Origin of the sequence: Sphingobium sp., from assembly GCF_035511395.1 — a bacterium.
Taxonomy (GTDB): Bacteria; Pseudomonadota; Alphaproteobacteria; order Sphingomonadales; family Sphingomonadaceae; genus Sphingobium.
In genome coordinates this window covers 25720-36543 of the sequence record NZ_DATKFP010000420.1, presented here as the reverse complement: position 1 = coordinate 36543, position 10824 = coordinate 25720, and the positions used below count along the sequence as shown (strand labels likewise).

Annotated in this window: 18 protein-coding genes; 4 read left to right on the top strand and 14 right to left on the bottom strand. The window is 62.1% G+C overall.

The features are described from left to right. Positions 1–1138 (top strand): bifunctional diguanylate cyclase/phosphodiesterase (locus tag VMR39_RS28375; RefSeq protein ID WP_325421535.1); only part of this gene is annotated, 1138 nt, incomplete at its 5' end. Positions 1139–1204: 66 nt separating this feature from the next. Here VMR39_RS28375 and VMR39_RS28370 read toward each other — a convergent pair. From VMR39_RS28370 to flgC, 8 genes are all read right to left on the bottom strand, one after another. After that, positions 1205–1627: a flagellar biosynthesis protein FlgN gene (locus tag VMR39_RS28370; protein WP_325421533.1), complete on the bottom strand. Its 423-nt coding sequence runs from the start codon at positions 1625–1627 to the stop codon at positions 1205–1207. A 1-nt stretch (position 1628) separates the two neighbouring features. Further along, positions 1629–1916: a rod-binding protein gene (locus VMR39_RS28365; RefSeq protein ID WP_325421531.1), complete on the bottom strand. Its 288-nt coding sequence runs from the start codon at positions 1914–1916 to the stop codon at positions 1629–1631. 1 nt (position 1917) lies between these two features. After that, entirely contained in the window at positions 1918–2994 is a 1077-nt protein-coding gene (locus tag VMR39_RS28360; RefSeq protein WP_325421539.1) for a flagellar basal body P-ring protein FlgI, read from the bottom strand. 107 nt (positions 2995–3101) lie between these two features. Next, positions 3102–4178 carry a flagellar biosynthesis protein FlhB gene (gene flhB / locus VMR39_RS28355; RefSeq protein ID WP_325421529.1) on the bottom strand — a complete coding sequence of 359 codons (1077 nt, stop codon included), beginning with the start codon at positions 4176–4178 and terminating at the stop codon, positions 3102–3104. Positions 4179–4181: 3 nt separating this feature from the next. Continuing rightward, complete coding sequence (fliR, locus tag VMR39_RS28350) at positions 4182–4937, bottom strand: flagellar biosynthetic protein FliR (RefSeq protein WP_325421527.1); 756 nt, start codon at positions 4935–4937, stop codon at positions 4182–4184. Between the two features lie 4 nt (positions 4938–4941). After that, positions 4942–5205: a flagellar biosynthetic protein FliQ gene (locus VMR39_RS28345; RefSeq protein WP_325421525.1), complete on the bottom strand. Its 264-nt coding sequence runs from the start codon at positions 5203–5205 to the stop codon at positions 4942–4944. 191 nt (positions 5206–5396) lie between these two features. Further along, positions 5397–5723 carry a flagellar hook-basal body complex protein FliE gene (locus tag VMR39_RS28340; RefSeq protein WP_325421523.1) on the bottom strand — a complete coding sequence of 109 codons (327 nt, stop codon included), beginning with the start codon at positions 5721–5723 and terminating at the stop codon, positions 5397–5399. Between the two features lie 11 nt (positions 5724–5734). Continuing rightward, positions 5735–6142, bottom strand: coding sequence for a flagellar basal body rod protein FlgC (flgC, locus tag VMR39_RS28335; protein ID WP_325421521.1), 408 nt, complete (start codon positions 6140–6142; stop codon positions 5735–5737). A gap of 114 nt (positions 6143–6256) precedes the next feature. Here flgC and VMR39_RS28330 point away from each other — a divergent pair, with 114 nt between their 5' ends. From VMR39_RS28330 to fliP, 3 genes are read left to right on the top strand one after another with little or no spacing between them, the layout of a single operon-like run. Further along, entirely contained in the window at positions 6257–6490 is a 234-nt protein-coding gene (locus tag VMR39_RS28330; RefSeq protein ID WP_066863417.1) for a FliM/FliN family flagellar motor switch protein, read from the top strand. 6 nt (positions 6491–6496) lie between these two features. Then, a complete protein-coding gene (locus VMR39_RS28325) occupies positions 6497–6781 on the top strand; it encodes a flagellar biosynthetic protein FliO (RefSeq protein ID WP_325421519.1) in 285 nt (94 codons plus the stop codon). After that, the gene (gene fliP, locus VMR39_RS28320) at positions 6774–7517 is read left to right on the top strand and encodes a flagellar type III secretion system pore protein FliP (RefSeq protein ID WP_325421517.1); all 744 of its coding nucleotides are present in this window, start codon (positions 6774–6776) and stop codon (positions 7515–7517) included. The genes VMR39_RS28325 and fliP overlap by 8 nt, the downstream gene beginning before the upstream one ends. Before the next feature lie 40 nt (positions 7518–7557). Here fliP and VMR39_RS28315 read toward each other — a convergent pair whose 3' ends face one another. The 6 genes from VMR39_RS28315 to VMR39_RS28290 are packed head-to-tail and all read right to left on the bottom strand — an operon-like array spanning position 7558 to position 10750. Continuing rightward, positions 7558–8187: a PilZ domain-containing protein gene (locus VMR39_RS28315; RefSeq protein WP_325421515.1), complete on the bottom strand. Its 630-nt coding sequence runs from the start codon at positions 8185–8187 to the stop codon at positions 7558–7560. 12 nt (positions 8188–8199) lie between these two features. After that, positions 8200–8625, bottom strand: coding sequence for a hypothetical protein (locus VMR39_RS28310; protein WP_325421513.1), 426 nt, complete (start codon positions 8623–8625; stop codon positions 8200–8202). Positions 8626–8640: 15 nt separating this feature from the next. Then, positions 8641–9504, bottom strand: coding sequence for a flagellar motor protein MotB (locus tag VMR39_RS28305; RefSeq protein WP_325421511.1), 864 nt, complete (start codon positions 9502–9504; stop codon positions 8641–8643). 16 nt (positions 9505–9520) lie between these two features. Further along, entirely contained in the window at positions 9521–9793 is a 273-nt protein-coding gene (locus tag VMR39_RS28300; RefSeq protein ID WP_325421509.1) for a hypothetical protein, read from the bottom strand. A 34-nt stretch (positions 9794–9827) separates the two neighbouring features. Beyond that, positions 9828–10355 (bottom strand): chemotaxis protein CheD, encoded by a 528-nt coding sequence (locus VMR39_RS28295; RefSeq protein ID WP_325421507.1) that lies wholly within the window; start codon positions 10353–10355, stop codon positions 9828–9830. Between the two features lie 5 nt (positions 10356–10360). After that, positions 10361–10750 carry a response regulator gene (locus VMR39_RS28290; RefSeq protein ID WP_179045935.1) on the bottom strand — a complete coding sequence of 130 codons (390 nt, stop codon included), beginning with the start codon at positions 10748–10750 and terminating at the stop codon, positions 10361–10363. Between the last annotated feature and the right edge of the window lie 74 nt (positions 10751–10824).

The window sequence follows — 10824 nt, the reverse complement described above, 5'->3', positions numbered from 1 at the left end:
ACTCGTCAACGATCTGTGCGGCCCGGCCAAGGGCGACGCGGTGCTGAGCATCGTGGCCCGTGACCGGCTCGGGGAGTTGAACGGCGCGCGCGCGCTGCATCTGGCAGCCGACGAATTTGCCTGCCTGCTGCCCTTTGCGGGAGAAGAGGACATCGCCCTCAGCTTCGCGCAACAGGTACAGCAGATCATCGGCGAACCGATCCACATGGGTCAGCATGTCATCCACCTGACCTGTTCCATCGGCCTTGCAACGGCAGATGGAACCAGCCGGTCGGCCGACGATCTGCTTCATGCCGCCTCGATTGCACTGTCCCACGCGCGTCAGGCTGGCGGCGACACTATTGGTCGCTTCTCCCCCGACATGTTCACGGACCTGGGCGACCGCGCCGAGTTGGAAAATGATCTGCGGTCCAGCCTGATGCGGGGGGAAATCCTGCCCTATTACCAGCCTATCGTGCTGCTCGACAGCGGACGGCCCAAAGGGTTCGAGGCGCTGGTGCGATGGCATCATCCGCGCCAGGGCCTGATCGGCCCCGATCGCTTTCTGCCGATAGCCGACGATATGGGGCTGGACCGCGACATGCTGTTCATGCTGCTGCGTCAAATCTGTCGGGATGCACGCGATTGGCCGCCGCATTTCACCGTGTCGATCAACATGTCGCCGGCGCAGCTTTGCGATCCCGGCAATGCAGTAATGCTTCTCCAGATCCTGTTCGCATCAGGGCTCGCGCCGGGGCGGCTGATCGTCGAAATCACGGAAAGCGCACTGATCCACAATCTGGCCAGCGCGCAGGAAACCATCCGTTCGCTGCGCAACACCGGCATCCGGGTTGCCCTGGACGATTTTGGCACGGGCTATGCCAGCCTCAGCCGCTTGTGCAATCTGGAGATCGATCATCTGAAAATCGACCGCACCTTGATCCAGTCGTTGAACCGGGAGGCCGGGCGAAAGCTGGTGAAGGCCGTGGTTGATCTGGGTCGTAGCCTGTCGATGCCCGTCACCGCGGAAGGCATCGAGACGCCCGAACAGGCGCAGTTCCTGCGCGATCTAAATTGCGCCTTTGGCCAAGGCTATTATTTCGGCCGTCCTGCGCCCATCGCGACTGCCCGAGCATTGGCGCTTGACCTTCCCGCCTGACGCGAGCCAACCGGAAACGGAGAAGGCGCGGTTGATGCCGCGCCCTCTCCGTTTCCATGCCTTCCCTCAATATTCGGTGTTGAAGGATATGGGCGTCGCCAGGTCCATCTTTGCCAAATCGCCCTGCGCTCCATATGTATAGGCGCGGTTGCCGGCCAGTCTCCGGGCTTCATTGGCGATCGCGGTCATCATTTCCATCGACAGATCGATCTGACGCTCCAATATGCTGGCATTGGCTGTGGAGGCGACGCGCAAGTCCGCCAGACATTCGGTCAGGCGGTCACGCGTGTCACCATCCATCTGCTCCGCCCATTCGGGATGGTGCCGATTGCGGCGCGCCAGCATTTCCTCCAGCCGCCCGACCAGCCGCGCCTTCGCGCCAGCCAGTTGCGACAGGTCCAGCGCCCTCTCCTGCCCGCGCAACCTGAGCGTCTCTTCCTGCATGAGCGCGGTTAAGGAGGTCATGATGTCGATCATTTCGTTTGGCATCCTATTGTCCTCCCTGCATGCGGATAATCTGGGCCTCCACCGCAGCGGCCAGGCCAAGACCACGACCTTGCGCGATCTGATTGCCGATCTGTTCAGCCAAAATACCCCGGAACATGGATTCGCCCGCGCCGCCGGCGAAATCGCCATCCATTTCGGCTGATTCCATCATGATCTTGGCAATCTGACCGGCGAACACACCTTCAAATTCACGCGCGACCTTGGTCGCGCTGCCATTGTTGCGCGGCAGGGTCGGCGATGTCGGCGCAGTGGTAGCGGCTGGATCGGTCATCTTACTGTACCGCAATTTCGGCTTGCAGCGCGCCCGCGCTGCGCAACGCCTGAAGAATGGTGATCAGGTCGCGCGGGCTGACACCTAGCGCGTTCAGCCCTGACACCAGCGACTGAAGCGAGGCTCCCGCGCCAAGCATTGCGAGCGAGGCGCCATTGCCGTCATCCGCCGTGATCTGGGTACGCGGCAGCGCCACCGTCTCGCCATTGGAAAATGGTCCCGGCTGGGACGCAATCGGATTTTCGCTGACGCTGATGGTCAAGCCGCCCTGCGCGATGGCGACTGGGCTGATACGGACATCGGCGCCCATGACGACCGTGCCGGCGGCTTCGTTGATGACGATGCGGGCCGGCTGGTCGACTTCCACGTTCATATTCTCGACACGGGTGACGAGATCGACCACAGAGCCGGTGAAATTGCCGGCCGGCTTGATTTCCACCGTTGCCGGATCGAGCACTTCGGCCGTTCCGGGTATCTGCCGATTGATGGTACCCGCGATCCGGTCTGCCGTCGTGAAGTCAGGATTCTTGAGCGCCAGCTTCAGGCTGGTCGCGGATTTGAGCGCAAAGGGCACTTCCCGCTCGATGATCCCTCCGCCAGCGATCCGGGCGGTGGTCGTCACGCCGCGGCTGAGCCGCGCAGCGGCGCCCTGTGCCTTGAACCCCGACACCGCCACCGGTCCCTGCGCCACGGCATAAATCTCGCCATCGAGGGCGCGGAGAGAGGAGACGAGCAGGGTGCCGCCCTGAAGGCTGGTGGCGTCACCGAGCGCCGACACCTGCACGTCGATTGTCGACCCGGCACGGGCAAAGGGCGGCATGGTCGCCGTCACCGACACGGCGGCGACATTCTGCGTCAACATCTGCGTGCCGCGAATATTGACGCCCATACGCTCCAGCATCGCCTGCAACGTCTCCTCGGTGAAGGGGATGTTGCGGATGCGGTCGCCAGTACCTTGCAGACCGACCACCAAGCCGTAACCGACCAACTGGTTGGGCCGCACATTCTGGATATCAACAATGTCCTTGATGCGGGGCGTAGGACCGGCCAGCGCCGGAACCGGCGCCAGCGCCGCCATGATGGCCGCAAGGGTCAGGATCGGCGATCTCGTGAGCGTCTTCATCTTAGTCCTTATAGGATGATGGAGAGGGAAAGCGGGGTGCGAAGCTCGGGCAATTTGCGCACCTAGTTCGGACGACGCCCCTGCTTGGCGAGCCGCATGACATAGCCGATGATTTCGGCCACGGCGGCATAATGGTCGATGGGAATGGGCCGGTCGATCTCCACCGACGCATAGAGCGCGCGGGCGAGAGGCGGTGCCTCCACGATGGGAACATTGGCGTCTTTTGCCACTTCGCGGATGCGCAGCGCGACGGTATCCACGCCCTTCGCCACAACGACCGGCGCGGCCATTGCGCCATGGTCATATTTCAGCGCAACGGCATAGTGGGTGGGGTTGGTAATAATCACGCTGGCTTCCGGCACGGCGGCCATCATCCGGCGTCGGGCGCGCTGCATCTGGATCTGGCGGATCTTCGCCTTGATCTTGGGGTCGCCCTCGCTCTGCTTATGTTCGTCCTTCACCTCCTGAAGCGTCATACGCATCTTTTTGATGAAAGCGCGGTTCTGGTAGATGAAGTCCGCGATCGCCAGCAGCGCGACCAGCAGGGTGACGGCGCGGATCACCTCGAACGCCATGCGGCCGGCCGCCATGCCAACCGCGCCGGGCGCATAGCCGGCCAGCTGATCCAGACCGCCCAGACGCGGGCGCAGCACCAGAAAGACGACGGTTGCGATAGCGGTGAATTTCGCCAGCGTCTTGGCGAACTCTACCAGCGCCCTCTTGCCGAGCAGCCGCTTGAAACCCGACATCGGATTGAGCTTCGACCATTTGGGCGAGACGCGGGACCAGTTCAGCGTCACCCGGCCTTGCAGGAACAAAGTACCCAGCGCGCAGGCGAACAACACGCCCATTACCGGCGCGAAACTGAGCCCGATATGGCTAATGATCCCGGCGGTCAGGTCGCGAGCGCCATGGTTGTCGAGCCGGAAATCCTCTGCGCTGCCCCAGAGACGGGTAAGCAATGTGCCCAGGCCCAACAGGGCCGATCTGCCGACCCATCCGATGACGATGGTTGCGCCGATCATCATCGTGGCGTGGCGCATTTCCGGCGAGAGGGCGACTTCGCCCTTCTTGCGGGCATCCTCCAGGCGCTTTTGCGTAGGGGCGTGCGTGCGCTGGTCCTTGTCAGCCTCGGCCATGGGTCAGAAACTCCAGCCATTTTGCATGAAATCGGTCATGGCGGTGGCAAAGCCGGTCAGCATCGTGCCGGCCACCATCGCCAGCAGCGACAGGCCAAGCAGCAGATTGAGCGGCTGGGTGATGAAAAAGACCTGGATCGTCGGCACCACGCGGGCGACCAGGCCAAGTCCCAGGTTGAAGATCGCACCATAGAGGATCAGCGGCGCGGCGAGACTGACACCAAGGCTGGTCGCCTGCCCCAGCACGCGCACCGCGAGCATCGCGAAATCCTGCGCCGGCGGCAGGCCGCCGACCGGAAACAGGGTATAGCTGCTGACGATAGAGGCAATCCACAAATGGTGGACGCCAATCGCCATGCAAACGATGACCGCCGCCAGTCCGATGAGACGCGACAGCATGGGCGACTGCCCGCCGAGCGACGGATCAGCGACCAGCGCGGAGGCAAGGCCGACCTGCATGGAGGCGATGGCGCCTGCCATGGAGGCGGCGCTGAACAGCATCTTGACGATCATGCCCATGGCGATCCCCACCAGCATTTCCGCGATGACGATCATCGGCAAAGCGAACTCCGAATGGGCGACGGGCGTGATTTTCGGGCTGAGAAGGCCGTAGAGGCCGATGGAAAAGCCCAGCGCTGTCACCAGCCGGACCTGCGCGGGCACGGACTCTTCGGAAAAAGCCGGCAGCAGCATCAGCACCGCCCCTACCCGCGCGAAGAGGATGAGGAAGGTCGCAGCGTCGATGGGGAGTTGGTCCATGTCGCTATCCGTGAACGATGGAGTCGGCGATGCGGTCCATAAAGACCGAAAGCGCCTGACCAATCATCGGCAGGCTCAAGAGCAGGACGAGGCCCAGCACCACCAACTTGGGTACGAAGGTCAGCGTCATTTCCTGCACCTGCGTCAATGCCTGGAGCAGGCCGATGGCGACGCCGACGATCAGCGCCGCGATCAGCATGGGACCGGCGATGGTGAGCACCAGCATCAGCGCGGCGCGGGCGATTTCTATGGCATCGGCAGGCGCCATGCTGGATTCCTTGTCGGGGGAGGGGTACGAGTAATGAGGTGAGGTGCGATACCCCCAAACTACCTCTCAACAGTTCGCCCTGAGCTTGTCGAAGCCTGTCCTGAGCGCCTGCCTTGCCAGGCAGCAGAAGAAGGAGGCCTCGAGAAGCTCAGCCCGAAGGGAGGTCAGGCCGGGAAATATCGACTGAAGCCCTAAATCTGCATCCGCATGATTTCGGAATACGCGCTTACCACCCGATCCCGTACCGCGACGACTGTATCCAGCGCCGTTTCGGCGGCTCCAATCGCGGTGACGACATCGATCATGTCGCCCTTCCCCGCCACCTGCTTGGCGCTTTCCGCTTCGGCTGTGCGCAGCGATCCGGCGGCATCGCTAACCATCGTCTCGATCATCGATCCAAAGCTGTTGCCGCCGCCTGCATTCTGCGCGGTCGCGACAGCGCTTTCGCCGATCGTGGGCGCCAGGGTTTTGAGCGAGCGGCCATAGGCGGCCGCCGCGTCGAGGGCTCCGATTGCCATGATTTTTTCCTTTATTTCAGTAGGTCGATGGTCCGCATGGTCATGCCGCGTGCGGATTCGATGGCGTTGAGATTGGCTTCATAGGATCGTTGCGCCGCTTTCATGTCGGCGGTTTCGATGAGGCTGTTGACATTGGGGCGCTGGACGTAGCCGCTGGCGTCGGCGGCCGGATTGCCCGGCTCATAGACGCGCTGGAACTGACTTTTGTCGCCCTCGATCGATTTCACCGTAACGCTGGTGGCGCCGGTCGCGCGGTCGACCTCGCTCTTGAAGGTTGCGACGCGCCGCCTGTAGGGATCGCCCCCCGGCTTGGTCGCGACAGAATCCGAGTTTGCCAGATTTTCGGCAATCACCCGCATCCGCAGCGACTGGGCGCGAAGGCCGGAGGCCGACACGCCGATGGATGAATCCAGGTCCATTTTCCTATGCTCCTGACTGCGTGAGGCAGACAGTTTCCTTATAGGCAATTTTTGCCGGGCACCGGACCTGATCCTATAAAATTATTCCTATAACGAAGCTGAAAGGAGACCCCTATGTCGGTCCTTGAAGGCATTCCCATCGATCTGTCGATCGTACTTGGTTCCACTGACCTGCCCATCCGCCAGGTACTGAAGATGAGCCGCGGCGCGATGATCCCGCTCGATTGCGATCATAATGATCCCACACGCGTCTATGTAAATAACGAGCTGGTGGCCGAGGGCAAGATATTGGTCGACGGCGAGCATATGTCGCTGGAAATCACTCGCGTCATCCAGCGCAAGAGCTGATCGATCATGGATATATTGTCGCTGCTGCGCATGATCGGCGCGTTGGGGGTGGTTCTGGGCATCCTTGCGGGTGGCCTCTGGATCGTGCGCCGCTATGAAATCCGCCTGCCGCAGACATTTCTCTCCGGCTTGGTCCGCCAAGGCGCGCCGCGCCGCATGGAACTGGTCGAACGACTGGCGCTCGATCCTCGCCGCTCGGTCGCGCTGATCCGCAAGGACGGGCGCGAACATATGCTGCTGATCGCGCCGGAGGGACTGCTGGTGCTGGAGGGGGACAAGGACCATGCGTAAGGGCTTGTTGATCGGCGGCGCCATCGCCGCTACCACGCTGATGCTTGCCCTGCCGCAGGCCGCGCTGGCCAGGGACATTTTGCCCGGCAACGGCGAGGGATCGCTTTCCGGTCGCGCGATCCAGATGGTATTGATGCTGACGGTGCTGAGCCTCGCGCCCGGCATCCTGATGACCATCACTTCCTTCACCCGTATCGTCGTGGCGCTTTCGCTATTGCGGTCCGGCCTGGGTGTGCAGGGCGTTCCGCCCAATCCGGTGGTCATCAGCCTTGCACTGTTTCTTTCATTCTTCGTGATGGGACCGACCTTTGACGCAGCGTGGAAACAGGCGATGGTGCCTTATAATGAAGGGCGGATCAGCGAGACCCAGGCGCTGGAACGGGCCAGCAAGCCTTTCCACAGCTTCATGCTGAAACATGTACGCGACGAGGATATCGGCCTGTTCGTGCAGCTTTCCGGCAAGCCCGCTCCCAATCGCGCCGAGCTGCCGATGACGACGCTGATGCCTGCTTTCATGATCTCCGAATTGCGCCGGGCCTTCGAAATCGGCTTCCTGTTGCTATTGCCCTTTCTGGTCATCGATCTGGCGGTGGCGGCGGTGCTGATGGCCATGGGCATGATGATGTTGCCGCCCGCGACCATATCGTTGCCCATGAAGATCATCTTCTTCGTGCTTGTCGACGGATGGGCCTTGATCGCAGGATCACTGGTAAAGAGTTTCGGCGTCCTAGGATAGACATTGCAGGAGGCTCGGCAACATTTGCCGGGCCTTTTTCTTATGTCCGCAAGCGCCTCTGCGCCAGCCAGATCCCCAACTCGTCGAAGGACAGCGGTTCAACGAAAGCCAGGCCCAGCGCGGCGTCCCGCGCCCAGCGTACGCCCCCCATCCGATCAGGCAGGCCAGGGACGCTGAGCGTCAACAACTGATCCTGCTCCAGTTCCATGTCTACATGGAGCCGCGCACCGCCCTGTGACACGTTCACAAGTTGCCCCGTATGACGGCGGCCGTCACCGCGCAGGTCGACTGGGCATTCCGCCGCGAAACGCGGCGCTCGTACAAGCCCCTGCTCACTGCTGCGGATCGCGGCGCGGGCAAGCACGTTGCCAACCTCCACCGGATTGTCGAAGGCAATGCCCATGCGGCCCGCCATGACCCACCGAACCTCACCGGACAGCCTGTCACCAGCCTTCAATTCGATCTCCACCGGATCGCCTTCGGTCAGCGGCACATGCACTTCAGCCATCAGGCCACCGCTCGACAGATTACGGATGCGGCAAAGCGATTCGCCATGATGGCTCCGCAGCTTGCCGATCAGCAACAGGGTCGTGACGCGGGATTCACGCGGTGCAAGCGAGCGGTCAGGCGCCGCATCGGGACCATTTCCAGATTGTTCGACCAATACCACCTATCTTCCTTTCTAGACCGGCGATGCCTGCGTCACCGCCGCGCTGCGGACGATATCAGAGCCGTAGATTTCCCTGGCCGCTTCGACCACCAGTTTGCGAAAGGTGTCGAGGTTGGGGATCAAACCGTCACGGCCACTCGCCAAGGGCGTACGATAGGTGCGCATGTTGACGGCGTTGAGCAGCAGAGGAAGTCTGGCCTTCACATTTTCTCCTTCGCCCTTCAAGATCTCAAGCTGGACTTCAAAGGATACATAGCCGGCCAAACGCCCGTCCGCAAAGACTAGCGGAGCCATCATCGTACCGGTAGGAACAAATTCTGTTATATTTTCCGGCTCCTGTCGACCATCGGGATAAAACATCCCGACGCCATAGGCGCTGGCACCGCCGACGCCGACGCCCAATGGCAGAGCAAGCAGTGCTCCCAACAGTTTCTTCATCACATCCCGTCCCGTTCAGAATTTGAAACTGGCATCGCGCGGCAGAGCAGACGGCTCGGCCATGACAACGATGGTGATGCGGCGATTTTCCGGCAGATCGGGACGGTCGGGATAGACCGGCTCGCTTCCCGCCTTCGCCACCACCTCGCCGAAGCGGTCGGGCGTCAGTCCGGCGGCGACCATGGCGGATCGCGCCGCCAAGGCGCGTTGGGCGGACAGCAGCCAGTTGGCGTCGCTTTGCCCGCCGGTGCTGTCGGTATGCCCTTCGATCGCGATCTGCGCCTTGGTCCCGGCCAGCCTGCGCGCGACTTTCGTCAGCATCTCGCGCGCGAAATCGTTGAGTTGCGCGGTACTGCCGCGAAACATGGAGCGGTTGGCGCTGTCCACCAGATGGATGCGCAGCCCTTCGCGGCTCTGTTCGATATCGACATTGCGTTTCGCGTCCACCGGCGTGACCGCCGGTTCGATCGACAGGCGCATCTCTTCCGCCAGAACGCGGAGGGCAGCCTCCGGCACTTCTGCCGTACCACCGCGCGCCGCGCCCTTTACCCCCGCTTCAGCCGAAGGCTCGCCGACCGGTTCCTTATCGGCCGCCTGCGCATGGCGCGCATGACCGCCAAGGCCCGCTTGCGAGCCGGGAAGCGACGTCAATGTGGTGGCGGGCGAATCCTTCGCGGATACTGGCGAGAAATAGTCCGCCAGCCCCTTCAACTGCGCCTTGTCCGGATTGGAAAGCAGCCACAGCAGCATGAAAAAGGCCATCATCGCCGTCACGAAGTCGGCATAGGCGACTTTCCAGGCGCCGCCATGATGGCCGCCATGCTTTGCCTTCTTGACCTTGCGAATGATGATGGTCGGATCGCCGCCGCCGCTGCTCATGATAGCATTTCCCGTTTCAGGCCAGCGCACTGCGCAGCCGCTGCTGCACCACCGCCAGTCGAACGCCGTCGACCGCACTGTCCAGATCCTGCCCTGTCGCCACCCGATCGAGCAACGTCGCGCTTTCATCGACATGCTGGACGATCAGGTCGAATGCCTGAAGCTGATCCAGATAATCCATGACAAACCGCTCATCGGCGACCAGCACGGCCGCCAATTCCTCCACCAGTCCGCGCGTCACACGCATTTCCTGCGCCAATGCGGCACATAAGGCGATATCCCTGGTCATGACCCCCGACCTTGTCATTCTTTCCCCCGGTTCTTCAAAATAGCTCGACATCACCCGCCGCAGCCAACACCGGCGCATGCCGGACCTTGCGGGGCAGCGGTGGTGCTTCGGCGACGCTGGTCGATCGGACCCGCCCCTCGAAGGGCATATACTCAACCTTGCGCGCTTGGACTCCGCCCAGTTCGCAGCGTCCGATGGCGATGCCTTCGGTTTCCATGAAGTTGCGGGCAAAGGCGGCATTGCTGCTGCCGATGCCGCCCAACCCCGCAATGATATTGGCGCCGCCATAAAGATGACCGCGCAGACGCGATCGCTGTGCGCCCCGCTGCATCATCGCGTTGATCAGCAGTTCCATCGCATGCACGCCGTAACGCTGCATGTCCGCTGGACCGACCGGCGCATCCGCACCCGGCTCGCCCAACAGGAAATGGTTCATGCCACCGACCCGCGCGACCGGATCCTGCAAGCAGGCAGCGACGCAGGATCCGAGCAGCGTCGTGATGACGACATCCGGCTCTGACACGACATGAAATTCGCCCTGGACGATGGACACGCGGCGCATGGGGATCAGGCCAGCTCGCCGAAGACGCGCTCGATCTTCTCCTTGAGCGCGGCAGGGGCAAAGGGCTTCACCACATAGTTATTGACCCCCAGCGCCGCCGCCTTCTGCACGACTTCCTTGTCGGCCGAACCGGTGAGCATGATGAACACCGTCTTGCCGATTACCGGATCGGCGCGCACCGCCTCCAGAAACTGGAGCCCATCCATATCGGGCATATTATAGTCCGAGATGATCAGATGGACGCGGTCCGCTTTGATCGCGGCCAGCGCCTCGACCGGTCCTGCCTTGTCGCGAATATCCTTGAACCCCAGATCCTGGAGCGTGCGGCGGATCATCGCGCGCATGCTCGTCTGATCGTCGACCACCATTACCTTTATTGCAGACGCTGCCGGCATGAACCCTATCCCGATTTAAAGCATCGTGCGGAAAAGTGGGAACCGGTTTTCCGCCTAAAACGATGCGACAACAA

Coding starts and splice junctions, on each gene's coding strand:
- VMR39_RS28370 (WP_325421533.1), bottom strand. CDS start 1,627: ATGCCAAACGAAATGATCGACATCATGACCTCCTTAACCGCGCTCATG.
- VMR39_RS28365 (WP_325421531.1), bottom strand. CDS start 1,916: ATGACCGATCCAGCCGCTACCACTGCGCCGACATCGCCGACCCTGCCG.
- VMR39_RS28360 (WP_325421539.1), bottom strand. CDS start 2,994: ATGGCGGCGCTGGCGCCGGTTCCGGCGCTGGCCGGTCCTACGCCCCGC.
- flhB (WP_325421529.1), bottom strand. CDS start 4,178: ATGGCCGAGGCTGACAAGGACCAGCGCACGCACGCCCCTACGCAAAAG.
- fliR (WP_325421527.1), bottom strand. CDS start 4,937: ATGGACCAACTCCCCATCGACGCTGCGACCTTCCTCATCCTCTTCGCG.
- VMR39_RS28345 (WP_325421525.1), bottom strand. CDS start 5,205: ATGGCGCCTGCCGATGCCATAGAAATCGCCCGCGCCGCGCTGATGCTG.
- VMR39_RS28340 (WP_325421523.1), bottom strand. CDS start 5,723: ATGGCAATCGGAGCCCTCGACGCGGCGGCCGCCTATGGCCGCTCGCTC.
- flgC (WP_325421521.1), bottom strand. CDS start 6,142: ATGGACCTGGATTCATCCATCGGCGTGTCGGCCTCCGGCCTTCGCGCC.
- VMR39_RS28330 (WP_066863417.1), top strand. CDS start 6,257: ATGTCGGTCCTTGAAGGCATTCCCATCGATCTGTCGATCGTACTTGGT.
- VMR39_RS28325 (WP_325421519.1), top strand. CDS start 6,497: ATGGATATATTGTCGCTGCTGCGCATGATCGGCGCGTTGGGGGTGGTT.
- fliP (WP_325421517.1), top strand. CDS start 6,774: ATGCGTAAGGGCTTGTTGATCGGCGGCGCCATCGCCGCTACCACGCTG.
- VMR39_RS28310 (WP_325421513.1), bottom strand. CDS start 8,625: ATGAAGAAACTGTTGGGAGCACTGCTTGCTCTGCCATTGGGCGTCGGC.
- VMR39_RS28305 (WP_325421511.1), bottom strand. CDS start 9,504: ATGAGCAGCGGCGGCGGCGATCCGACCATCATCATTCGCAAGGTCAAG.
- VMR39_RS28300 (WP_325421509.1), bottom strand. CDS start 9,793: ATGACCAGGGATATCGCCTTATGTGCCGCATTGGCGCAGGAAATGCGT.
- VMR39_RS28295 (WP_325421507.1), bottom strand. CDS start 10,355: ATGCGCCGCGTGTCCATCGTCCAGGGCGAATTTCATGTCGTGTCAGAG.
- VMR39_RS28290 (WP_179045935.1), bottom strand. CDS start 10,750: ATGCCGGCAGCGTCTGCAATAAAGGTAATGGTGGTCGACGATCAGACG.